Raw genomic sequence first — 23053 nt, forward strand, 5'->3', positions numbered from 1 at the left:
CGTAGCCCACACGTGGCTGAGCAGCTGTTCCCGCGAGAGCACCTGCCCGGGGTGCCGCAGGAACGTCTCGACGAGGGCGAACTCGCGGGCCGAGAGGTCGACGGTGCGGCCGTCGACGTGGGCGCGCCGGGTCCGCAGGTCCAGCTGCAGGTCGCCGTGGGTGAGCACGGTGAGCTCCGGGTTCCGGCTGCCGGCCAGCCGCAGCCGGACGCGGGCGAGCAGCTCCTCGAAGCGGAACGGCTTGGGCATGTAGTCGTCGGCGCCGCCCTCCAACCCGGCGACGGTGTCCTGCACGCTGTCGCGCGCCGTCAGCACGATCACCGGTATCGGGCAGCCCTCGGCGCGCAGCGACCGGAGCACGGCGAACCCGTCGAGGCCGGGGAGCCCGATGTCGAGCACCAGCAGGTCGAAGCCGCCGGTCATCGCGTAGTCGCGGGCCGATGGCCCGTCGCCCACCACGGTGACGGCGAACCCGTTGGCGGCCAGCCCCTTCTCGACGAACGCGGCGATCCGCGGCTCGTCCTCGGCCACGAGGATGCGACTCACGACGCTCCCCCACCCCGTTCGTCGGTCGTGGGGATCTCGAGCGTGAACGTCGCCCCGCGGCCGGGCACGCTGTCGAGCAGCACCGTGCCGCCGTGCGCCACGGCGATGGCCCGGACGATCGACAGGCCGAGCCCCGCACCGTCCGACCGGCGGCCGGCCGTCGCCCCGCGGGAGAACCGCTCGAAGATCCGCGCGCGGTCCTCGGCGGCGACTCCGGGCCCGCTGTCGGACACCCAGAACCGCAGCCTGCCGCCGGCGAGCTGCGAGCCGAGGCCGATGCGGTCGCCGGGGCCGGTGTGGCGGCACGCGTTGTCCGCGAGGGCGACCACGGCCTGCGTGATGCGCTGCGGGTCGAGCGGGGCGTCGACCCCGGCCGCGGTCTCGAGGACCCACCGCCGGTCGCCGAGCCGCTCGACCTTCTCCACGATCTCCGCCGTGAGCGCCTCGACGTCCACGCGCTCGACGTGCAGGAACGACGGCTGCTCGGAACGGGCCAGCAGCAACAGGTCCGACACCATCCGGTTCATCCGGCCGAGCTCGTCGTCGACCAGCGCCACGGTGGCGCGCACGTCCCCCGGATCGGCCGGGTCGAGCACCTCCAGGTGCCCGCGCACGATCGTGATCGGGGTGCGAAGCTCGTGCCCGGCGTCGTCGACGAACCGCCGCTGGGCCGCCACGCCGGACTCGACGCGGTCGAGCATCGCGTTGACGGTGCGGACGAGGTCCCCGAGCTCGTCCGCCTCTCCCGGGTCGGGGATGCGGCCGGACAGGTCGGTGTCGGTGATCGTGCGCGCGGTCGCGGCGACGTCGCGCAGCGGCCGCAGGATGCGGCCCGCCACGAGCCACGCGGCCGCGGCGGCGCCGAGCACGGTGACACCGCCGACGCCGAGCATCAGCCGGGCGGCGTTGTCGGCCGCCCCGCGTTCGGCGTCGGCGAGGTAGGCGGCCACGATGACACCGCGCGCCGGGTCGCCCTGCAACGCCACCGGGATCGCGAGGTAGCGCACCTCGCCTGCGGTGGGGCTGTCGTACCGCCCGGAACGCGGCGTGTCGACGCCGGCGACGAGCGCGGCGAACGCCGGGTCACCGGCGAGCACCTCGGGCGTGCCGGGCTCCTGCCGGCTCTGGGTGCGGTACCCGCCGTCGACGTAGCCGAGGAACTTCTCGTTGGGTCGCGCGAGGTTGTAGGCGATGGCCTCGCCGATCACCTCGTCGACGGTGCGGAACGGCAGGCCGGTGCGAGGGCTCGTGCCGGCCTCGGTGAGCTCCGCGAACTCGTCGACCTCGAACCGCAGTGCCTCGTCCATCCGCTCGTCGGTGACCTGGATCAGCAGCCGCCAGGTCACGAGCGTGACGGCGCCCAGCGCGACGAGCACCAGCAGCAGGACCCACCCGATGATGCGGGTGCGGGCGGTGCTCGGCAGCAGGCGATGCCGCGGGGCGGGCGGCGCCGGCGCGCCTTGCGCGGGGTCGGGCGTCGCGGTGGGGGGCATCGGGGTCCCTGCGGGGAGGCGGGCACCGGTCGGGAGGGATCGGTGCTGGTCACCGCCATCCTGACCGACGCGTCGTCGCTTCCGCAGCGGGACGGGGTCAGTCGTCGTCATCCGGGCCGTCGTCGTCACCCGGGCCGTCGTCGCCCGGGCCGTCGTCGCCGTTGTCGTCAAAGCCGTCGTCGTCGCGGCCGTCGTCGTCGAGGTCGTCGTCATCGTCGTCGACCGGCGGCGGCGGGGCGACGTAGCCGGCCTCGTCGCGGGGGGCGGGCGCCGCCGGGGGCTGCCCGTCGCCGGGGACCGCGTCGGGTGCGGCGGGGGGCACCGCGGGCGCCTGGACGGTGATCGGCTCCACCGGCGGGGCGTCGGCGTCCGCCGCGGAACCGAGCACGACGACGCCGGCGAGCACGCCGACGACGAGCAGCACGGCCGTCGCGATGAGGAGGGGGAGGCGCACGCCCAGATCATGGGCGGGGCGGGTGACCGGCGGATGAGAGCGGGATGAGAGGTCTCTCATCCGACGGCGGTCGCCGGCGGCGTCCGATTCCCGCCAGTCGAGGGCCCTCGCGGGTGGCAGAGTCGTACCCGTGCTGCTCGATCAGGAACGCTGCTACCGCGCCGTCGCCTCGCGCGACGCCCGCTTCGACGGGCACTTCATCACGGCCGTGCGCACGACCGGGATCTACTGCCGGCCGTCCTGCCCCGCCACCACGCCCAAGCGGCACAACGTCGAGTTCCTGCCGACGGCCGGGGCCGCGCAGCAACGCGGGTACCGCGCGTGCCGGCGCTGCCAGCCCGACGCCGTGCCCGGCTCGCCCGACTGGAACCTGCGTGCCGACCTCGCCGCCCGCGCGATGCGCCTCATCTCCGACGGGCTCGTCGAGCGCGAGGGCGTGCCGGGGCTCGCCGCGCGGCTGGGCTACTCGGAACGGCACCTGAACCGGGTGCTCACGGCGGAGCTCGGCGCCGGGCCGCTCGCGTTGGCGCGGGCGCACCGCGCCCACACGGCGCGGCTGCTCATCGAGACCACACCGCTCGGGATGGCCGACGTCGCGTTCGCGGCCGGGTTCGCGAGCGTGCGGCAGTTCAACGACACCGTCCGCGAGGTGTACGGCGTGGCACCGACGACCTTGCGCAGCGAGGCCGGCCGCCGTCGCGGTGCCCGGTCCGGCGTCGCGGGCACCCTGGTGCTGCGGCTGCCGTACCGGCCGCCGTTCGACGCCGACGGGCTGCTCGCGTTCTTCGCCGCCCGCGCGCTCGACGGCGTCGAGTCGCTCGAGGGCAGCACCTACCGGCGCACGCTGCGGCTGCCGCACGGCGCGGCGACGGTGGCGCTCGACCTGACGCCGGTGCCGCGCAACGGGCACGTCGTCGCGACGCTGCGGCTGGGTGACCCGCGCGACCTCGGCCCCGCCGTCGCCCGGCTGCGCAGGCTGCTCGACCTGGACGCCGACCCGCAGGCCGTCGACGCCGTGCTCGGCGCCGACCCGGACCTCGCGCCCGCCGTGGCCGCGGTGCCGGGCATCCGGCTCCCGGGCACGGTGGACGGCGTCGAGACCGCGCTGCGCGCCGTGCTGGGCCAGCAGGTGTCGGTCGCGGCGGCCCGGACCGCGGCGAGCCGGCTCGCCGCCGCGCTCGGCGAACGGCTCCCGCCCGCGCTCGCCGCCGACGGACCCGACCTGCTGTTCCCGACCCCGGCGGTGATCGCCGAGCGCGGCGCCGAGGTGCTGGCTGGGCCGCGGCGGCGCATCGCGACCGTGCTCGGGCTCGCCGGTGCCGTCGCCGACGGCTCCCTCGTGCTCGACCCCGGCCGCGATCCCACCGACCTCCGCGCGGCCCTCACCGCGATGCCCGGCGTCGGGCCGTGGACCGCGGGCTACCTCGCGATGCGGCTGCTCGGCGATCCCGACGAGCTGCTCGCCACCGACCTCGGCGTGCGCCGCGGCGCGGCCGCGCTCGGCCTCCCGTCCGACCTCGCCGGTCTGACGGCCCGGGCCACCGGCTGGGCGCCGTGGCGCTCCTACGCCGCCACCCACCTCTGGCGGGCGATGCCCGCCGCTCCCACGAACCGGAGGACCTCATGAGCACCGCCACCTGGGCCACGATCGACACGTACGTCGGCCCGTTCACCACCGTCGTCGACGCCGACGGCGCCGTACTGGCCTCGGGCTGGACGGCCGAGCTGGACGAGCTGCTCCCGCAGATCCACCCGACCCTGCGACCCACCGACCTGGTGCCGGGCGATCTCGGGGCCGTCGGCGACGCCGTCCGCCGCTACCACGACGGTGACCTCTCCGCGATCGACACCGTGGCGGTCCGGCAGCGCTCGGGCGCGTTCCTCGAGCACGCATGGGACGTCCTGCGCACGGTGCCCGCGGGCGCGCCGGTGACCTACACGGAGTACGCGGCGAAGTCGGGTCGGCCCGCCGCCGTCCGCGCCGCGGCGTCCGCGTGCGCCCGCAACGCCGCCGCGCTGTTCGTCCCGTGCCACCGCGTGCTGCGCACCGACGGCACGCTGGGCGGCTTCCGCTGGGGCGTGGACGTCAAGCAGAAGCTCCTGACGCACGAGAGCGCCCGCCCCTGACGCACCTTGGAGCCTTACTGCTGTCCTGGCGCGCGGAGAACAGCAGGATGGCTCCAAGGTGCGGGTGAGAGTGAGGGCTCGATCATGCGTTCGACCGTTCGGCGATCGGCCCGCCCCGTTGACCTTCCGCTCGGCGTGCCCTCCCCGGCCCTGAGGGCCGACGGAGGCACGCTGATCGGATGGACACCGCGACCACATCCGTGCTGCTCATCGGCGTGATCGTCGGCGCTGCGCTGGGCGCGGGGGCCGTCTGGATCCTCGTCACGACCCGGGCGCGGCTGGCGGCCGCCGAGTCGGCGCGGGCCGCGGCCGACGCGTCGGCGCGGCTGCGGGCCGACGTCGCCGGCCTGCGCGCGGAGCGGGCCGGGCTGCTCGAGCGACTCCAGCAGGTGACCGACGCGCACGACCGGGCCGTCGAGCGGCTGCGCGCAGCGGAGTCCGAGTCGGCGGCCGCCGGGGCGGCGCTGCGCAGCGAGCGGGAGGCGGGCGCGCGGCGGGAGGAGCTGCTCAGCCGCCGCGACGTGGAGCTCAAGCAGGCGTTCCAGGCGCTGTCGGCGGACGCGCTGGCCCGCAACAACGAGCAGTTCGTCGCGCTCGCCGAGGGGCGGATCAAGGAGGCGACGGCGGCGCTGGCGGCGAAGGCCGACGGCGACGCCGCCGCGCGCGCGCAGGCGATGGGCAAGCTCCTCGACCCGGTGGCCGCGACGCTCCAGCGGGTGGAGGGCCAGCTGCGCACCGTCGAGAAGGAGCGCGAGTCGGCCTACGCCGGCCTGCGCGAGCAGGTCACGGCGATGCGCTCGAGCTCGGAGCGCCTGCAGGACGAGACGAAGCAGCTGGTCAACGCGCTGCGGGCGCCGCAGGTCCGCGGACGCTGGGGCGAGCTGCAGCTGGAGCGGATCGTGCAGCTCGCCGGGATGGTCGAGCACTGCGACTTCTCCACCCAGGTGGTCGGGCAGGGCGAGGACGGCGGCGTGCGGCCCGACGTCGTCGTGCACCTGGCCGGCGGCAAGCAGGTGGTCGTGGACGCGAAGGTGCCGTTCGCGGCCTACCTGGAGGCGGTGGAGTCGCGCGACCCCGAGGTGCACCGCGAGCGGCTCGCCGCCCACGCCCGCCAGCTGCGCCAGCACGTCGACGCGCTCAGCGCGAAGAGCTACTGGGCGGCGTTCCAGCCGTCGCCGGAGTTCGTCGTGCTGTTCGTGCCGGGCGACCCGTTCCTGGAGGCGGCGCTGCAGTCCGACCCGGCCCTGCTGGAACACTCCTTCTCGAACAACGTCGTGATCGCCACGCCCACCACGCTCATCGCGCTGCTGCGCACGGTCGCCTACACCTGGCGCCAGGAGGCGCTCGCGCGCAACGCCGCCCAGGTGCACCAGCTGGGCAAGGAGCTGCACAGCCGCCTGGCGACGATGGGCACGCACGTCGCGAAGCTGGGCCGCAGCCTCGACACCGCCGTCGCGAGCTACAACCAGACCGTCTCCTCGCTGGAGGCGCGCGTGCTCGTCACCGCGCGCAAGCTCACCGACCTCGAGGTCACCGGCGACCACATCGCCGAGCCCAGCCAGGTCGAACGCGCGCCGCGCACCGTCGCGGCACCGGAGCTCGTGGCGTCGGCCGCCGACTCGCTGGTCGCCCTGCACGAGCTCGCCCGCGCCGACCGGACGGGTGACCGCCCCGGCGACGACGGGCACGGGGAGTCGCGGGCTACCGTGACGGGATGACCGAGCCGGCCGGTGAGCGCAGCCCCCGGCGCCGCGGTGGCGGGAGCACCGGCGGCCGCCCGCAGGACCGGGGTGGACGCCCCGACGGCGGCACGCCACCCCGCCGGGCCACGCCACCGGCCTCGGGGGCCGATCCCGAGCGGCGAGCGGGCGGCCGGGGCGGCACCGCCAGGCCGGGCGGGAAGAGCACCACCGCGGCAGGGCGGAAGGGTGCCGAGCCGAAGGTCGCCGACCGGAAGGAGCGGGCCCGGCGGAACGCGGCGGAGAAGAAGACCGCCGACAAGGCCGCCGCCCGGACCGAACGCGCGGACCGGGAACCGCCCGTGCGCGGCGCGGGCGGGCACTGGCCGATGGCCGACCGGTCCGTGCTGGCCACCGTCCTGGGCCTGCCGCCGGTCGCGGCCGTCGGGCTCGCGGCGGCGCTCACGGCCGTCGGCGTTCTCGTCGACCTGACGCAGGTCGGTGGCCTGGGCATCGTCTTCACCGTCTGCCACATCAGCGGGTGCGTGCTGGCGGTGGCGTGGGTGCGCCGCACCGGGCTGTTCGGGCCGATGGTGCAGCCCCCGCTGCTCGTGGCCCTGTCCGTGCCGGTGGTCGTGCTGCTCTCCGGCACCCCGCGCCCCGGTCAGGGCGTCGCCGAGCGGCTCCTGGTGATCGGGGCGCCACTGGTCAACGCGTTCCCGGTGATGGCGTGGACCACCGGGATCGTGCTCGTCGCCGGGGCGCTGCGGATCGTCCTGCAGCGCCCGGTGGACGCGGGCGTCAGCGCGAGCGGGCGGGCCGCAGCTCCCGGGGCAGGGAGAACGTCAGCGTCTCCTCGGCGGTCGTGACCTCCTCGACCGACTCCCAGCCGCGCTCGGCCAGGTGGTCGAGCACGCCGCGCACCAGCACCTCGGGCACGGACGCGCCGCTGGTGAGGCCGATGGTGCCGACGCCGTCGAGCCAGGAGTCGTCGATCTCCCGCGCGTAGTCGATGAGGTGCGCCGCACCCGCGCCCGCCGTGAGGGCCACCTCGACCAGCCGCACCGAGTTCGAGGAGTTCTTCGACCCGACCACGAGCACGAGGTCGCACTGCGGCGCCATCGCCTTCACCGCGACCTGCCGGTTCTGGGTGGCGTAGCAGATGTCGTCGCTCGGCGGGTTCTGCAGCGACGGGAACCGCTCGCGCAGCGCCCGCACCGTCTCCATCGTCTCGTCGACCGACAGCGTGGTCTGCGACAGCCACACCACCTTGTCCGGATCGCGGACGGTGACGCCTGCGACGTCGTCGGCGGTCTCGACGAGCTGGATGTGCTGCGGCGCCTCGCCGGAGGTGCCCTCGACCTCCTCGTGCCCGTGGTGGCCGACGAGCAGGATGTCGTACTCCTCGCGCGCGAAGCGCTTCGCCTCCTGGTGCACCTTCGTGACCAGCGGGCAGGTGGCGTCGATGGTGCGCAGCCCGCGGTCCTTCGCCTGGTCGCGCACGGCCGGTGAGACGCCGTGCGCGGAGAACACGACGAGCGCGCCCTCGGGCACCTCGTCCGCCTCGTCGACGAAGATCGCGCCGCGCTCGGTGAGCGTCTCCACGACGTGGACGTTGTGCACGATCTGCTTGCGGACGTACACCGGCGGGCCGTGCTGCTCGAGCGCCTGCTCGACGGCCTCGACGGCCCGGTCGACACCCGCGCAGTAGCCGCGCGGCGCGGCCAGCAGGACACGCTTGGAAGCAACCGACATACCTCCACCCTACGGACGGCCGCCGCGAGGACGCCCCCAGCCGCGACGAACGGCACTCTCGTCGCTACCTAGCCGACGAAAGTGCCGTTCGTTCGTCGGAGGGGATCGCGACCCGGGGCTGCTGGCACCGGCCGCGCGGGGGAGACTGGGACGCATGAGTCCGCTGCCGTTGCCGGTCCGCGTCGCCGCCGGCCTCGTCGCCTCCGCCGTGGAGCAGGCCCGGGACCTGCCACGGCTCGCCGTCGAGTTCCCCGTCACCGCCGTCAGCCAGGCCCTGCAGGCGTCCATGCGGGTGCAGCAGAAGGTCACCGAGCTGGCGATCAAGGGCGACCGGGCGATCGGCGCGCTCCGTCCCGTCGAGGAGCGGCCCTCCTGGGCCACCTTCGACGACGAGGACGTCTCGTCCAACGGCGCGAGCACCGTCACCGAGCTGCGCCCGTCCCGGGAGCCGCAGCCCGCGGCGCCCGCCGACCCCCCGGTGGAGACGGCGGTCGAGACCGCCGCCGAGACCACCGCGGCCGCCGCCGCGGGCGACACCTCCGGTGGCCCGGCTCCGACCGGTGAGCCGGACGCGTCCGGGCCGAACGTGCTGCCGGGCTACGCGGAGATGACGATCCCGCAGCTGCGCGGGCGGCTGCGCTTCCTGTCCGCCGACGAGCTGCGCAGCCTGCTGGAGTGGGAGACGGCGCACGGGAACCGCCCGCCGTTCGTCACGATGCTCTCCAACCGGATCACCACGGTCACCGAGGGGTGACCGAGCTCGCGAGGTCGCCAATTCACCACAGCACCCCGTCGCGGCGCCGACGAGCGTCAGCGAGGAGGTGACGTGACCACAACTCCTGAGCAGCCCTGGCCGGTGCGGACGGTCGCCCGCAAGATCGCCGAGTGGGTCGACCGGCTCGGCGCGGTGTGGGTGGAGGGGCAGCTCGCGCAGGTGACGGCACGCGCGGGCACCGGCACCGCATTCCTCGTGCTGCGCGATCCCGCGGCGGACGTGTCGCTGCAGCTCACGGCCCCGATCGGGTTGGTGCGCGGCGGCGGTCCCGCGGTGGCCGAGGGCAACCGCGTGGTGGTGCACGGCAAGCCGTCGTTCTTCCTGGGCCGCGGCACCCTCTCCCTGCGCGTCGACGACATCCGCGCCGTCGGGATCGGCGAGCTGCTGGCCCGCATCGAGCGGCTGCGCCGGCTGCTCGCCGCCGAGGGCCTGTTCGACGCCGCCCGCAAGCGCCGCCCCCCGTTCCTGCCGGGCTGCATCGGGCTGGTGACCGGCCGGGCGTCCGCCGCGGAGCACGACGTCGTGACCAATGCACAGGCCCGCTGGCCCGCCGTCCGGTTCCGGATCGAGTCGGTCGCCGTGCAGGGCGCGCTGGCCGTCCCGCAGATCGTGGACGCGCTCGGCGCGCTCGACCGCGACCCGGACGTCGACGTGATCGTGCTGGCCCGCGGCGGTGGCAGCGTGGAGGACCTGCTGCCGTTCTCCGACGAGACGCTCTGCCGCGCCGTCGCCGACTGCCGCACGCCCGTGGTGTCGGCGATCGGGCACGAGCCGGACACCCCGCTGGTCGACCACGTCGCCGACGTCCGCTGCTCGACGCCCACCGAGGCCGGCCGCCGCCTGGTGCCCGACCTCGCCGAGGAGACCGCGCGCATCGCCGGCCTGCGCGACCGGGCGCGGCGGGCGCTGTCGGGCTGGGTCGACCGCGAGGAGCGGCTGCTCACCGCGCTGCGCGGGCGGCCGGTGCTGGCCGACCCGCTCCGGGCGCTCGACGCGCGCGCGGTGGAGGTCGAACGGCTGCGCGACGCCGCGCGCGGCTGCCTCGAGCGCGGGCTGGACCGCCGCACCCACGACCTCGAGCACGTGCGGGCGCGCCTGTCCACCCTCGGGCCGGCGGCGACCCTCGCCCGCGGGTACGCCATCGTGCAGCGCGACACCGGCGACGACCCGCTGCCGGTGCTGCGCTCGACCGCGGAGGTCGGGCCCGGCGACCGGCTGCGGATCCGCGTGGCCGACGGCGCCGTGGCCGCGTCCGTCGAGGGGAAGAAGCGCACCGGCGCGAGAGCGAAGAGGACGGGAGCGACCACCGCATGACCGAACGCCCTGCCGTCGACGGGCTCGGCTACGAGCAGGCCCGCGACGAGCTCACCGAGGTGGTGCGCGCCCTGGAGGCGGGCGGCCTCGGCCTCGACGAGTCGGTCGCGCTCTGGGAGCGCGGCGAGGCGCTCGCCCGCCGCTGCGAGGAGCAGCTGGCCGGGGCGCGCGAGCGCGTCGAGAAGGTGCTCGGCGAGGCGGAACCGGGCTGACGCGCACACCTCGGCCGACGAACGGCACTTTCGTCGCTACCTAGCCGACGAAAGTGCCGTTCGTCGCTCGAGTACCGGGCTACGCCCCTGCCGGCTCCCCCGCGACCGCCGCGGCGGCCAGCGTGCGGAAGTCCGCCTCGCTCGCGCTCCCGGTGATCAGCAGGCGGGCCGGTGCCAGCTCGGTGATCCAGATCTGTTCCCCGCGCTCGCCGACGTAGGACACCCAGCGCTGCCCGCCCGCCTCGACGACGCCCTGCGCCGTCACGGGCCCGGAACCCGCCTCGGCGGCCAGCAGGGCCTCCTCGGGGGCGTCGCTCTGCACCAGCCGCAGGTAGCGCCCGTCCGCCGTGAGGTAGCCGGCACGCACCGCCTGCCCGGCGTCGGGCACGGCGACCCGGTCGACGGCGTTGGCCCGCCAGCCGGCGGGCACCGCCGGGACCCGCACCGGGAACGGCAGGCCGGGGGCGAGGCGGGCCAGCTCCGCGGGCGCGTCGACCACCGGGAGCCGGGAGGACTCGACGGTGGGTCCGGCGGGCGCGAAGGTGCAGGAGCGCGTCACGCCGCCCGCCACGAGGACCACCAGCACCAGCACGGCGAGCGCGGCGACCATGTGGCGCGCGGTCAGCGCCGAGCGCGGCGGCTTCGACAGCGGATCGGGTTCGGAACTCACGACGTCCATGGTCCCAGGACGCGGTGGCCGGACGTGCTGATGGTCTCAGGCGACGCTCCGCACCCGCCGCGGACGGCTCCGGTCTGCGAGGATCGACCTGCCGCTGCCACGGCAGAAGGAGGCCTGAGATGACCACGACCGGAGACGGTGGCGTCCCGCGCGAGCGCCGCCGGGAGGCGCCGGACCGCAACCTGGCGATGGAGCTGGTCCGCGTCACCGAGGCCGCGGCGATGGCCGCGGGGCGCTGGGTCGGGCGCGGGGACAAGAACGGCGGGGACGGCGCGGCCGTCGACGCCATGCGCCAGCTCATCGGCACCGTGAAGATGCGCGGGGTCGTCGTGATCGGCGAGGGCGAGAAGGACGAGGCGCCCATGCTGTTCAACGGTGAGCACGTCGGTGACGGCGAGGGCCCCGAGTGCGACGTCGCCGTCGACCCGATCGACGGCACCACCCTGATGGCCAAGGGCATGCCCGGCTCCGTCGCGGTGCTCGCGGTGGCCGAGCGCGGGGCGATGTTCGACCCGTCGGCCGTGTTCTACATGGAGAAGCTGGCCGTCGGCCCGGAGGCGGCCGACGTCATCGACATCACCGCGCCCATCGGGGAGAACATCCGCAAGGTCGCGCGGGCCAAGCACCTCGACGTCACCGACGTCACGGTCTGCGTGCTGGACCGGCCCCGCCACGACGCCCTGGTCGCCGACATCCGGCGCACCGGCGCGCGCATCCAGTTCATCTCCGACGGCGACGTCGCGGGCTCGATCTCCGCCGCCCGCGCCCACACCGGCATCGACCTGCTGGTCGGCATCGGCGGCACCCCCGAAGGCATCATCAGCGCGGCCGCGCTGAAGTGCATGGGCGGTGCGATCCAGGGGCGGCTGTGGCCGCGTGACGACGCCGAGCGCGAGAAGGCGATCGCCGCGGGCCACGACCTCGACCGCGTGCTGACCACGGACGAGCTGGTCCGCGGCGACAACGTCTTCTTCTGCGCCACCGGCGTCACCGACGGCGACCTGCTGCAGGGCGTGCGCTACTGGGCGGGCGGCTGCACCACGCAGTCGATCGTCATGCGCTCGAAGTCCGGCACCGTGCGGATGATCGAGGGCTCCCACCGGCTCACGAAGCTGCGCGAGTACTCATCGGTGAACTTCGACCTGTCGGACGCGGAGCTCGACGCGCTGGAGCACACCGCGCCGCCGCTGCCGTAGGCCTCACCCGGAGGCGGGCCGGATGTTCGCGTTGTGGTGGAACAGGTTGGCCGGGTCGTAGGCGGCCTTGATCGCGGCGAGGCGGTCGTACTTCGGACCGTAGACGGCTCGGACGCGCTCGTCGTCGAACTCGATCAGACCGTTGAGGTAACCCACCTCGTCACCGGTGTGCGGTTGCAACGCCGCCCACAGCTCGCGGACCCACCTGCGTTCGCCGTCGAGGTCCTCGGCCGAGGGCGCGAGGCCGACGATGAACGCCTGGTAGTGCGGCGCGCGGCTGCCACCGAACGCGGTGGCCTCCTCGGCGGTCTCGGAGAACGCCCCGTCCAGCCGGTAGATCATCAGCACCGACAGCGGGGACACCTTGCGCGGCAGGTGCTCGGCGATCACGTCGATCACCTCGTCACTCAGGTCTGCGACGTAGGTGCCCTTCTCGTAGCAGTGGAACCCCCACGCGTTGCCCTCGTCGAACATCTGCTGCAGCGCGACGTACGGCATCGGGGTGGCCATCTCGAACAGCGGCGGCGCCGCCGAGCGCAGTCGACCCAGCGCGTCGGCGTGCTCCTCCGCCGAGCCGAACCCGACGACGACGAGCGCACCCGCGGGCTGCAGCCGGTGCTCCTCCGGCACGAACGGCGCCGGTGGCGCGTGCACCCCGGCGATCAGGACGTTGATGTCGCGGGAAAGGGCGGGAAGCGTGTCGCGGGCCGTCCGGACGGCGGCGCCGAACTCGTCGAGCGCGAAGAACAGCATCCCGACCTGCACGATCGGCCCGACCTCGTGCAGCCGGAACTCGAACTCGGTGACGACGCCGAAGTTGCCGCCGCCGCCGCGGACCGCCCAGAAGAGATCGGGGTTCTCGTCGTCCGCGGCGCGCAGCACACGCCCGTCGGCGGTGACGACCTGCACCGACACGAGGTTGTCGACGGCCAGCCCGTGCCTGCGGGTCAGCCAGCCCATCCCACCGCCGAGGGTGAGTCCCGCGACGCCGGTGTGGCTGATCATGCCGGCGGGCACGGCGAGACCGTGCTGCTGCGCCGCCGTGTCGAGCTGGGCGAGGGTCGCGCCGCCGCCGACCCGCGCCCTCCGCGTTCCCGCGTCCACCGCCACGTCGTCGAGCAGGCTCAAGTCGATCATGAGGCCGCCGTCCACGACGGCGGTGCCTGCCGGATTGTGGGCGCCGCCGCGCACCGCGATCTCCAGACCGCGCTCGCGGGCGAAGGCGACCGCGGCGCAGACGTCCGCGGCGCTCGTGCAGCGCGCCACGACCGCAGGGCTGCGGTCGATCGCCGCGTTCCAGACCCGCCGCACCTCGTCGTAGCCCTGGTCGCCGGGGCCGACAACCGCGCCCGTCATCGTGGCGCGCAGCTCGTCGAACTCGCTCAGCATGGAGGTCATCGCGGTCTCCTTCCACTCCGGCGGGCGACAGTAGGAGCCCCGCGGGGCGCGGGCCCATACGCAGACCTGCGTACGTGGGCTACCGGCCGTCGAGCAGGCCCAGCCGCTGCGCCCGGAGCACCGCGCCCAGCCGGTCGCGGACGCCGAGCTTGGCGTAGACGCGTTCGAGGTGCTTGTGGACGGTGCGCTCGGTGATCAGCAGCCGGCGCCCGATCGCCCCCGCGGTGAGGCCGTCGGCGAGCTGGGTGAGGACGGCGAGCTCGCGCGGCGTCAGGTGCAGGCTGGTCGCGACGTCGCCGACGCCGCTGCCGCTGCCGCACCGCCTGGACAGCTCCGCGACCTGCCGGTCCAGGCCGCGCAGCAGGTGCTGCAGGCACCGCGCCATGCGCACCTCGTCCGGGGTGAACGGGTCCGCGCGCCCCATCACGAAGGCCCGGTGGCTGCCGGCGCCGACGTGCACCGGCAGCGCCAGCTGCGACTGCGCGCCCCACGGCGACGCCACCTCGCGCCAGCCCCCCATGACCGCCGGGTCGGCGAAGGGCTCGGGCACCTCCTGCACCTGGATCGCGCGCCAGTCACCGGTGGCGAGGTAGTAGCGCAGGATCGGGTGCTGCGCGGGTGCCTCGTGGACGCCGTAGTGGTCGATCTCGGCCCGGTGGCCCCAGAACTGCTCGTCGCGGGGCCACATCCGCTGGACGACGGGGCCGCCGGGCTCGCGGAAGTGGAAGGCGGTGCCGGTCAGCCGGAAGGTGGCCTGCAGCTGCGCGGTGATCCGTTCCTCGGGCAGCTCGGTGAGCGGCGCCGACAGCAGGTCGGCCACCAGGTCCAGCCACTCCCGCTCGCGGGTCGTGTGGTCCATGGATGCAGCCTCGCCGCGCGAGGCAGGACGTTAACGCCACCGGGCGCTCTCACCCGGGCGGAGCACGCAGGCCGCGGTGCCGGGGCACCAGCACCGCGGCGCCGCGTGTCCGCAGCACGGTTCTGCCGAACCGCGCGGTGTCGCCGGACCGGGGGCGAACCCGGCAGCGCTCCCCTCCCCGGGCGCGCCGTCCGACCCGGCGACCGTCGCCGTTCCGCCTCCCGCCGCCGCGTGCGAACGCCCCCGGTGGCGGGAACGCGGGATCAGCACCAGGCGATCGTGGCCCGCCCCGCGGCGCCGCGGGATACGCACATGTGCGTAGGACGTGGCCGCGGCCACCCGTTGCTGCGCGGCACGGGCCGCCGGAGAACACTGGGGACCATGGCCACCGACGACGGGTTCCGGATCGAGCACGACACGATGGGCGAGGTCAGGGTGCCCGTCGACGCCCTCTGGCGCGCCCAGACCCAGCGCGCCGTCGAGAACTTCCCGATCTCCGGGCGCGGGCTGGAGCGCGCCCAGATCCGCGCGCTCGGGCTCGTCAAGGGGGCGGCCGCACGGGTGAACAAGCAGATCGGGGTGCTTCCCGCCGAGCTGGCCGACGCGATCGCCGCCGCGGCCGACGAGGTCGCGGCCGGCCGGCACGACGAGCACTTCCCCGTGGACGTCTTCCAGACCGGCTCCGGCACGAGCTCGAACATGAACGCCAACGAGGTGATCGCGTCGATCGCCGCCCGCGCCGGCGTCGAGGTGCACCCGAACGACCACGTCAACGCGTCGCAGTCGTCGAACGACGTCTTCCCCACTACGATCCACGTCGCCGCCACCGAGGCGCTCGCGGGCGAGGTCGTCGACGCGCTGGAGCACCTCGCCGCGGCGCTGCGCCGGCGGTCCGCGGACTGGGCCGAGGTGGTCAAGGCCGGGCGCACGCACCTCATGGACGCGGTGCCGATCACGCTCGGCCAGGAGGCAGGCGGCTGGGCCACGCAGATGGAGTACGGCGCCGAGCGGGTCCGCGCGGTCCTGCCCCGGCTGGCCCAGCTCCCGATCGGCGGCACGGCCGTCGGCACCGGGCTGAACGCGCCCGACGGTTTCGCCGCCGGGGTCGTGGAAGAGCTGCGACGCAGCACCGGGCTGCCGCTGCTGACCGAGGCCGAGGACCACATCGAGGCGCAGGGCGCGCGCGACGGGCTCGTGGAGGCCTCGGGCGCGCTGCGGACCGTCGCGGTGTCCCTGTTCAAGGTGGCCAACGACATCCGCTGGCTCGGGTCCGGCCCGCGCACCGGCCTGGCCGAGCTGCGCCTGCCCGACCTGCAGCCGGGCAGCTCGATCATGCCCGGCAAGGTCAACCCCGTGATCTGCGAGGCCACGATGATGGTGGCCACCCAGGTGATCGGCAACGACGCCACCGTCGCGTTCGCGGGCAGCCAGGGCAACCTGGAGCTGAACGTGATGATGCCGGTGATGGCGCGCAACCTGCTCGAGTCCGCCCGGCTGCTCGCCGCGGCCGCGCGCGTGCTCGCCGACAAGGTGGTGGACGGCACCGAGGCCGACGTCGAGCGCGCGCGCGAGCTCGCCGAGTCCTCCCCCTCGATCGTCACGCCGCTCAACCGCTACCTCGGCTACGAGGAGGCGGCCTCGATCGCGAAGCAGTCGCTCAAGGAGCGCAGGACGATCCGCGAGGTCGTGCTCGAGCGGGGTCACGTGGAGGCCGGGAAGCTCACCCTCGAGCAGCTCGACGCGGCCCTCGACGTGCTGGCGATGGCCCGGGGCAGCAAGCCCTGATTTGGTTGCTTGTCGAAAGGTAAGTATTCTGGGGCTCCTCTGAGAGAGGGTGCCCCAGGTGCGCAGGTCTGCCGCCGACGACCACATTCCTGACGATCACGTTCCGACCGCTGTTCCGCCGGCCGGTGACGAGCCCGACCCGCGACGGTGGATCGTCTTCGCCGTCGTCGGGGTCGCGTTCCTGATGATCGCCCTCGACCAGACGTCGGTGGCCACCGCCCTGTCGACGCTGCAGGAGGACCTCGGCGCGGACCTGGCCTGGACCGGCTGGACGATCACGATCTACTCGGTCGGCCAGATCCTGGCGCTGCCACTGGCCGGGCGGCTGAGCGACCAGTTCGGGGCGCGGCGGCTCTTCCTCGGCGCGATCGCCGTGTTCACCGTGGTCTCGCTGCTCTGCGGGCTCTCCGCGAACCTCGGCCAGCTGGTCGTGTGCCGGTTCCTGGAAGGGCTCGCGGGAGGCGCCCTGCTCCCCTCGGCCACGGCGATCGTCGCCGCGCAGTTCGGCCGGGACCGGGACCGGGCGATCGCCCTGTTCTCCAGCGTGTTCCCGATCGGGGCGATCCTCGGCCCGCTGCTGGGCGGCGTGCTGCTCACGGTGTTCTCGTGGCGGGCGATCTTCCTCGTCAACCTGCCGGTCGGGATCGCGTTGCTGCTGCTCGGCTCGCTGCTGATCCGAGAGCTGCCCCGCTCCCGCCCGGGCCCGGTCGACATCGGCGGCATCGCCCTGATGCTGGTGCTGCTGGTCGCCGCCATGGTGGCGATCACCGGCATCGGCTCGGTCACCAGCGGTTGGGCCGGGCTGCTGGCCGTGGCCGTCCCGGCCGTGGTCAGCGCCGTGGCCGCGGCGCTGTTCCTGCGCCACATCACCCACCACCCGCACCCCGTGGTGCCGCTGCAACTGCTCGCCGGCCGGCACCTCGGCGCGATCAACCTGGCGAACGTGCTGTTCGGCTCCGCCGCCATCGGCTTCTCCGCGCTCGTGCCGCACTACGCACAGGTCCGCTACGGCATCGTGCCGATCGCGGCCGGGGCGCTGCTCACCGCCCGGGCCATCGGCATGATCAGCACGTCGTGGATCGCGGTGGCGCTGCTGCGCAGGCTGGGCCACCGCCCGCTGCTGATCGTCGGCATGGGCACGGTCGCCACCGGGCTGGCGCTGACGGCCCTCCCACCGATCGGCATGTCCGCCGAGGCATGGCTGTTCATCTCCGCGGCGGTGATGGGCCTCGGCATGGGGGTCGCCGCTCCCGCCACCAACAACGCCGGCATGCACCTGGTGCCCGACCAGGCCTCCGCGGCATCGGGGCTGCGGACGATGTTCCGCCAGACCGGGGCCATCCTCGCGGTCTCGGTCACCACGGCCGTCACGTCCGCGAGCGCCGATCCGGGCACGGCCAACGCCATCGCGTTCGCCGCGCTCGCCGCCGTCACGGTGGTGGCGTTGGTGGTCGCCGCGCGCGTCCCGAACCACCGCGGACGCTGGTGACGTGATCAGCCAGGCAGCTCCAGCGCGATCCGGGTGATCAGGGCGCTCGCCCGCTCCCCGTGGGCGGAGGCCGTGCCCGCCGGCGAGCAGCGCCCTGCCGGCGGCACCTCCACTGCTCCGAACAGGCGTAACGCCGATCGCAGCGCGTGAAGGTTCACCCATCGTTCACCGTCCGGCGGGGCCGACCGTGGTTGCATCGCGGGGCCTGCGGTGGAAGGAGCGCACGATGAGTGACTACGGACGTTTCGCCTTCGAGCCACTGCTCAACCTGGCCAACGGCCGCCCCGTCGGGCTCGAGGTCGTCCGATGCCAGGCGCGCGACCAGGCCGAGCACGTCGCCCGCAACGCGGTGTGGGGCACGCGGCAGCTCGCGGAGTTCGACTCCGGGATCGCCATCGCGTCCGTGCTGCACGGCACCGGCTACGACGCCACGGTGCCGCTGCACGTCGACCTGCTGGCCGACACCGTCGTGGTCGCCCGGCGGCGGATCACCCAGCTGCGCGGCTCGCTGCTGGCCCGGGACGCGGGACGCCCGGCGCCGCCGATGCTGCTCGAGATCAACCCCGCGCTGTCCGCGGCGCCGCCCGACGCGCTCGCCGAGGGCGTCAGCGAGCTGCGGGCCGACGGCTTCGGCATCGGTCTGGACGGCGCCGCGCGCGGGTTCGGCCTCGACCTCATCGCCGAGCTGGCACCCGACCTGGTCAAGCTCGACGCCGGGGTGGTCGCGCGGCTGCCGCACGAGCAGCGCGCCCGCACCGTGGCCCGGGCCCTCCTCGAGGTCTGCCGCGACGTGGGCGTCCGGGTCGCGGCGGCCGGTGTCTCCACGCCCGACCAGCTCGCGGCCGTGCGCGACCTCGGCATCGCATGGGCCCAGGGGCCGCTTCTCGCCGAACCGCGCAGGCGCCCGTCCACGGCCGGCATCCTGCTGCCGGTCGACCTGATGCCCCGCATGCGCGCGGCCGCGCCCGTTCCCCAGGGGCCGCCCCCGCCACCGCCGGTGGCCGGCCTCGCGCAGGCGGCGGTGAGCCTGCCCGAGGACGTGGCGGCCGAGAGCGTGCGGCAGGCCCTCGGCGACCACCCGCAGGCCGGGAGCGTCGTCCTGCTCGACCGCGCAGGCCGCCCCACCGGCTTCCTCGACCGCAACCGCTTCATGCTCGCGATCTCCGGGCCGTTCGGCCGCGCCCTCTACGCCAACCGTCCCGCACGGGCGCTGGCCGAGCCGCCGCGCACCCTCCCCGCCCGCACCGACGTGCGCAGCGCGCTGCAGTTCTGCCTCGCGGGGGACCGCGAGCGCAGCTACGACGACCTGGTCCTGCTCGACGACGCGCGCGCCTGCGCCGGCATCGTCCGCGTCACCGACCTGCTCCAGGAGGCGACGGGCGCCACGACCGCGGCCTGACGGAGATCGTTCCGAACCGCACATCGCAGCCCCGTCAACGGCCGGTGCACGCCGCGAGTCGTACCTCAAGGCTGTCAGGACGACGCCGACGTACTTCTCGGACCGATCCCGCCGCGGCTCGCCCCCGGCGGCCCCAGCCGAATGATCGCTGCGAGCCGTACCTGAGCGCTTTCGCGGAGGCCATGGTGCACTTCTCGCGCTGATCATGGCGGCATCCGCCGCCTGCCGCGTGGTCGGCGCCCGACGCTGTCGGTGGGGCCTGCGACGATGGGTCCGTGCTGCTCGCCGACGTCGTCGCCACCTCCGCCGCGGTCGGGGCCACCCGTGCCCGCACGGCGAAGACGGCCGCGCTGGCCGCGTTGCTGCGCCGGGCCGAGGGCGACGAGGTCGAGCCGGCCACCGCATGGCTCGCCGGGGAGCCGCGGCAGAGCCGGCTGGGCACCGGGTGGCGCACGCTGTCGGGCATCGACGCCCGCCCGGCGGCACAGCCGTCGCTGCGGGTCGCCGCCGTCGAGGAGGCCCTCAACGCGCTGGCCGCCACCACCGGTGCCGGGTCCACCGCCCGCCGCGCCGCGCTGCTCGGGGAGCTGTTCGGTGCCGCCACCGGTGAGGAGCAGGCGTTCCTGCGCCGGCTGCTCACCGGCGAGCTGCGCCAGGGCGCTCTGGAGGGCGTGATGCTGGAGGCGATCGCGGCCGCGGCGGAGGTGCCGTCCGGCGTCGTCCGGCGCGCCTTCATGCTCTCCGGGCAGCTCCCGGCCACGGCCCGGCTGGCCCTCACCGAGGGCGTCGCCGGGCTCGCGGCCGTCTCCCTGCGGGTCGGCAGGCCGGTCCGGCCCATGCTCGCCTCCCCCGCCGCCACGCTCGACGCCGCGCTCGGCGAGCTCGCGCCCGAGGCGGGCGTCGAGTTCAAGCTCGACGGGGCGCGCATCCAGGTGCACCGGGACGGCGAGGAGGTGCGGATCTGGACCCGCACGCTGCGCGAGATCACCGCGAGCGTGCCTGAGCTGGTGGAGCTGGTGCGCGGGCTGCCCTGCCGCTCGGTCGTCCTCGACGGCGAGACGCTCGCGCTGCGCGACGACGGCCGGCCGCGGCCGTTCCAGGAGACCATGAGCCGCTTCGGCTCGGAGGCGGGCGAGGAGCTGCTGCGGCCCTTCTTCTTCGACTGCCTGCACCTCGACGGCGCCGACCTGCTCGACGAGCCGCTGCACGTCCGTCTGGGGGCCCTGGAACGGGCGGTGGGTGGCCACCGCATGCCCGGCGTGCTGAGCCCCACCGCGGAGGAGGCCGCCGAGCTGCTGGAACGCGCGCTGGAGGCGGGCCACGAGGGCGTCATGGTCAAGTCGTTGTCCGCGCCCTACGCGGCGGGCCGGCGCGGGCGGGCGTGGCAGAAGGTCAAGCCGGTGCACACGCTCGACCTCGTGGTGCTCGGCGCCGAGTGGGGCTACGGGCGCCGCACCGGCACCCTGTCCAACATCCACCTCGGCGCGCGCGATCCCGACGGCGGCGAGCCGATCATGGTGGGCAAGACGTTCAAGGGCATGACCGACGAGCTGCTCGCCTGGCAGACCGCCACCTTCCCGGCACTGGCCCGCGAGGAGCGCCGGCACGAAGTGCTGCTGCGTCCCGAGCTCGTCGTCGAGATCGAGCTCGACGGCGCGCAGCGCAGCACCCGCTACCCGGGCGGGGTCGCGCTGCGGTTCGCGCGGGTCCTGCGCTACCGGCCCGACAAGACGCCCGCGGAGGCCGACACCATCGACGCCGTCCGAGCATTGCTGCGCGAGTAGATGCTGCTCTGGTCGTTCCAGCCGCTCGCCCGGATCGCCGAGCTGCGCCGCACCCGCGAGCTGGTCGGCTCGTGGGAACACGTGCCGGCCAGCTCGGGCGAGGCGATCCTCGGCGCGTACCGCGCGATGGTCGCCGCCATGGAGCGGGCCGGCGTGCCGACCCACGGTCGCCCGCCGGTCTGGGCATGGGGCGGGGCCCGCGGCGTCACGCTGGAGGACGCCCACTCGCTGGTGGGCGAGCCGCTCTGGGCCGGGTGGGCCACCGTCGAGTTCACCGCACCCGCCGAGCTGGTGCTCGCCACCGACTACGGCGCCTGGAACGACGACCTGGCCGCCCGGTTCACCGGCGCCGCACCGCACCCCCCGCCGTGGGACGTGCCCACGCCGATCGGCGAGGAGCTCGTGCAGGTGTGCCTGCCGGTGCTGCGGGCGGAGTGGGTGCGGGAGGTCCGGCCGCTCCCGCGCTCGGCCCGCGAGGTCTCCGACTGGTCGGCCCGGGTCTAGTGACGAGCGGCCAGGTGGGCAGAAGATGTCTGCCGTCGATCGAGGGCATCTCAGCCGGACTGCCAGACGCGGCCGGCCCCACCGGCGGCCGCGCACCGCGTAAACTCTTCTTCTCGTGCGCTTCCTCGACGGGCAAGAGCCGAACCACGACCTCACCTACGACGACGTCTTCCTCGTACCGGGGCGGTCGTCGGTGACCTCGCGGTTCGACGTCGACCTCACCACCGCCGACGGCTGCGGGGCCACGGTCCCGGTGGTCGCGGCGAACATGACCGCGGTGGCCGGGCGCCGGATGGCCGAGACGCTCGCGCGCCGCGGCGCCCTCACCGTGCTTCCGCAGGACGTGGCACCGGAGGCGGTCGCGGAGATCGTCGCGTGGATCAAGTCGCGGCACCCGGTGTGGGACACCCCGCTGGTGCTGACGCCCGCCGACGCCGTCGCCGACGCGCTGAACCTGCTGTCCAAGCGGGCGCACGGGGCGGTCGTGGTGGTCGACGGGGGCGGACGGCCGGTCGGCACCGTCGACGAGGCCGCCTGCACCGGCGTGGACCGCTTCACCCGGCTCGGCGACGTGCTCGACCCGTCGCCGCCGACCATGCCGCTCGACACCCCGCTCCAGGAGGTGTTCGAGGCACTGGGCCCGCGCCGCGTCGCCCTCGGGCTCGACGCCGACGGCCGCCTGGCCGGGTTGCTGACCGGGCTCGGGGCCCTGCGCGCCGAGATCTACCGGCCCACCCTGGACGCCGCGGGCCGGCTGCGCACCGCCGCGGCCGTGGGGATCAACGGCGACGTGGGCGTCAAGGCGAAGGCGCTGCTCGACGCGGGTGTCGACGTCCTCGTCGTCGACACCGCCCACGGCCACCAGGACAAGATGCTCGACGCCCTGCGCGCCGTCCGCGCGGTCGTCACCGACGCGGGCGCCGGCGTTCCGGTCGTGGCGGGCAACGTCGTCACCGCCGAGGGCGTGCGCGACCTCGCCGCGGCCGGCGCCGACATCATCAAGGTGGGCGTCGGCCCGGGTGCCATGTGCACCACGCGGATGATGACCGGCGTCGGGCGCCCGCAGTTCTCCGCAGTGCTGGAGTGCGCGGCCGCCGGGCGGGACCACGGCGTGCGCATCTGGGCCGACGGCGGCGTCCGCCACCCGCGCGACGTCGCACTCGCCCTCGCCGCAGGGGCCTCCGCCGTCATGATCGGGTCGTGGCTGGCGGGCACCTACGAGTCGCCCGGCGACATGCTGCGCGACGAGAACGGCCGCCCGTACAAGGAGTCGTTCGGCATGGCGTCCAAGCGGGCGGTGAGCGCCCGCACCCGCGGCGACGGCGGGTTCGACCGCGCCCGTAAGGCGCTGTTCGAGGAGGGCATCTCCAGCTCGAGGCAGTTGCTCGACCCGGCCCGCCCCGGCGTCGAGGACGTGCTCGACGGCATCTGCTCCGGCGTCCGATCGGCGTGCACCTACGCCGGCGCCAGAACCCTCGACGAGCTCCACGACCGCGCGGTGGTGGGCGTCCAGACGACGGCAGGCTTCGCGGAGGGCACCCCCCACGGCCTCTGAACGAACGGCACTCTCGTCGCTACCTAGCCGACGAGAGTGCCGTTCGTCGC

General features: G+C 75.0%; 21 protein-coding genes. 14 read left to right on the top strand and 7 right to left on the bottom strand.

Translation table 11 applies throughout. The features are described 5' to 3' along the window. From FB558_RS29795 to FB558_RS29805, 3 genes are all read right to left on the bottom strand, one after another. Positions 1–546: response regulator transcription factor (locus FB558_RS29795; RefSeq protein WP_142059297.1), on the bottom strand; the 546-nt coding region annotated here is incomplete at its 3' end. After that, positions 543–2039 (bottom strand): sensor histidine kinase, encoded by a 1497-nt coding sequence (locus FB558_RS29800; protein WP_142059299.1) that lies wholly within the window; start codon positions 2037–2039, stop codon positions 543–545. The genes FB558_RS29795 and FB558_RS29800, both read right to left, overlap by 4 nt. Before the next feature lie 97 nt (positions 2040–2136). After that, positions 2137–2493, bottom strand: coding sequence for a hypothetical protein (locus FB558_RS29805; RefSeq protein WP_142059301.1), 357 nt, complete (start codon positions 2491–2493; stop codon positions 2137–2139). A gap of 130 nt (positions 2494–2623) precedes the next feature. Between FB558_RS29805 and FB558_RS29810 the strand changes: the two genes are divergently transcribed. From FB558_RS29810 to FB558_RS29825, 4 genes are all read left to right on the top strand, one after another. Further along, positions 2624–4120 (top strand): DNA-3-methyladenine glycosylase 2, encoded by a 1497-nt coding sequence (locus FB558_RS29810; RefSeq protein WP_142059303.1) that lies wholly within the window; start codon positions 2624–2626, stop codon positions 4118–4120. Continuing rightward, positions 4117–4620, top strand: coding sequence for a methylated-DNA--[protein]-cysteine S-methyltransferase (locus FB558_RS29815; RefSeq protein WP_142059305.1), 504 nt, complete (start codon positions 4117–4119; stop codon positions 4618–4620). The genes FB558_RS29810 and FB558_RS29815 overlap by 4 nt, the downstream gene beginning before the upstream one ends. A gap of 179 nt (positions 4621–4799) precedes the next feature. Next, positions 4800–6338 carry a DNA recombination protein RmuC gene (locus FB558_RS29820; protein ID WP_142059306.1) on the top strand — a complete coding sequence of 513 codons (1539 nt, stop codon included), beginning with the start codon at positions 4800–4802 and terminating at the stop codon, positions 6336–6338. Beyond that, positions 6335–7168, top strand: a complete 834-nt coding sequence (locus FB558_RS29825) for a DUF6542 domain-containing protein (protein WP_142059308.1) — start codon at positions 6335–6337, stop codon at positions 7166–7168. Before FB558_RS29820 ends, FB558_RS29825 begins: the two co-directional genes overlap by 4 nt. Here FB558_RS29825 and FB558_RS29830 read toward each other — a convergent pair. Beyond that, positions 7101–8054 (bottom strand): 4-hydroxy-3-methylbut-2-enyl diphosphate reductase, encoded by a 954-nt coding sequence (locus FB558_RS29830; protein ID WP_142059310.1) that lies wholly within the window; start codon positions 8052–8054, stop codon positions 7101–7103. The genes FB558_RS29825 and FB558_RS29830 overlap by 68 nt on opposite strands. A gap of 154 nt (positions 8055–8208) precedes the next feature. On the opposite strand from FB558_RS29830, the gene FB558_RS29835 reads away from it, so the two are divergent. The 3 genes from FB558_RS29835 to FB558_RS29845 all read left to right on the top strand — a co-directional run bounded on the left by FB558_RS29835 (position 8209) and on the right by FB558_RS29845 (position 10355). Further along, the gene (locus FB558_RS29835; RefSeq protein WP_142059312.1) at positions 8209–8808 is read left to right on the top strand and encodes a lipid droplet-associated protein; all 600 of its coding nucleotides are present in this window, start codon (positions 8209–8211) and stop codon (positions 8806–8808) included. A gap of 72 nt (positions 8809–8880) precedes the next feature. Then, complete coding sequence (gene xseA, locus FB558_RS29840; protein WP_142059314.1) at positions 8881–10143, top strand: exodeoxyribonuclease VII large subunit; 1263 nt, start codon at positions 8881–8883, stop codon at positions 10141–10143. Further along, positions 10140–10355, top strand: a complete 216-nt coding sequence (locus FB558_RS29845; RefSeq protein ID WP_142059316.1) for an exodeoxyribonuclease VII small subunit — start codon at positions 10140–10142, stop codon at positions 10353–10355. The genes xseA and FB558_RS29845 overlap by 4 nt, the downstream gene beginning before the upstream one ends. A 79-nt stretch (positions 10356–10434) precedes the next feature. On the opposite strand, the gene FB558_RS29850 is transcribed toward FB558_RS29845, so the two are convergent. Further along, a complete protein-coding gene (locus FB558_RS29850; protein WP_170231594.1) occupies positions 10435–11025 on the bottom strand; it encodes a DUF4245 domain-containing protein in 591 nt (196 codons plus the stop codon). Positions 11026–11153: 128 nt separating this feature from the next. Between FB558_RS29850 and glpX the strand changes: the two genes are divergently transcribed. Next, on the top strand, positions 11154–12230 hold the full coding sequence (gene glpX, locus FB558_RS29855) for a class II fructose-bisphosphatase (protein WP_142059320.1): 1077 nt from the start codon (positions 11154–11156) through the stop codon (positions 12228–12230). Positions 12231–12233: 3 nt separating this feature from the next. Here glpX and FB558_RS29860 read toward each other — a convergent pair whose 3' ends face one another. Next, the gene (locus tag FB558_RS29860) at positions 12234–13628 is read right to left on the bottom strand and encodes an FAD-binding oxidoreductase (RefSeq protein WP_142059322.1); all 1395 of its coding nucleotides are present in this window, start codon (positions 13626–13628) and stop codon (positions 12234–12236) included. Positions 13629–13707: 79 nt separating this feature from the next. Beyond that, positions 13708–14487, bottom strand: coding sequence for a helix-turn-helix transcriptional regulator (locus FB558_RS29865; protein WP_142059324.1), 780 nt, complete (start codon positions 14485–14487; stop codon positions 13708–13710). Between the two features lie 381 nt (positions 14488–14868). On the opposite strand from FB558_RS29865, the gene FB558_RS29870 reads away from it, so the two are divergent. The 6 genes from FB558_RS29870 to FB558_RS29895 all read left to right on the top strand — a co-directional run bounded on the left by FB558_RS29870 (position 14869) and on the right by FB558_RS29895 (position 23003). After that, on the top strand, positions 14869–16272 hold the full coding sequence (locus FB558_RS29870) for a class II fumarate hydratase (protein ID WP_142059326.1): 1404 nt from the start codon (positions 14869–14871) through the stop codon (positions 16270–16272). Between the two features lie 58 nt (positions 16273–16330). Next, positions 16331–17761: an MFS transporter gene (locus tag FB558_RS29875; RefSeq protein WP_246106856.1), complete on the top strand. Its 1431-nt coding sequence runs from the start codon at positions 16331–16333 to the stop codon at positions 17759–17761. A 226-nt stretch (positions 17762–17987) separates the two neighbouring features. Next, positions 17988–19160 (top strand): EAL domain-containing protein, encoded by a 1173-nt coding sequence (locus FB558_RS29880; RefSeq protein WP_142059328.1) that lies wholly within the window; start codon positions 17988–17990, stop codon positions 19158–19160. A gap of 275 nt (positions 19161–19435) precedes the next feature. Next, entirely contained in the window at positions 19436–20944 is a 1509-nt protein-coding gene (locus FB558_RS29885) for an ATP-dependent DNA ligase (RefSeq protein WP_142059330.1), read from the top strand. Then, positions 20945–21448, top strand: a complete 504-nt coding sequence (locus FB558_RS29890) for a hypothetical protein (RefSeq protein WP_142059332.1) — start codon at positions 20945–20947, stop codon at positions 21446–21448. 115 nt (positions 21449–21563) lie between these two features. After that, a complete protein-coding gene (locus tag FB558_RS29895; protein ID WP_142059334.1) occupies positions 21564–23003 on the top strand; it encodes a GuaB1 family IMP dehydrogenase-related protein in 1440 nt (479 codons plus the stop codon). Positions 23004–23053: the final 50 nt, after the last annotated feature.

It is taken from the genome of Pseudonocardia kunmingensis (genome assembly GCF_006716445.1).
Classification (GTDB): Bacteria; Actinomycetota; Actinomycetes; order Mycobacteriales; family Pseudonocardiaceae; genus Pseudonocardia; species Pseudonocardia kunmingensis.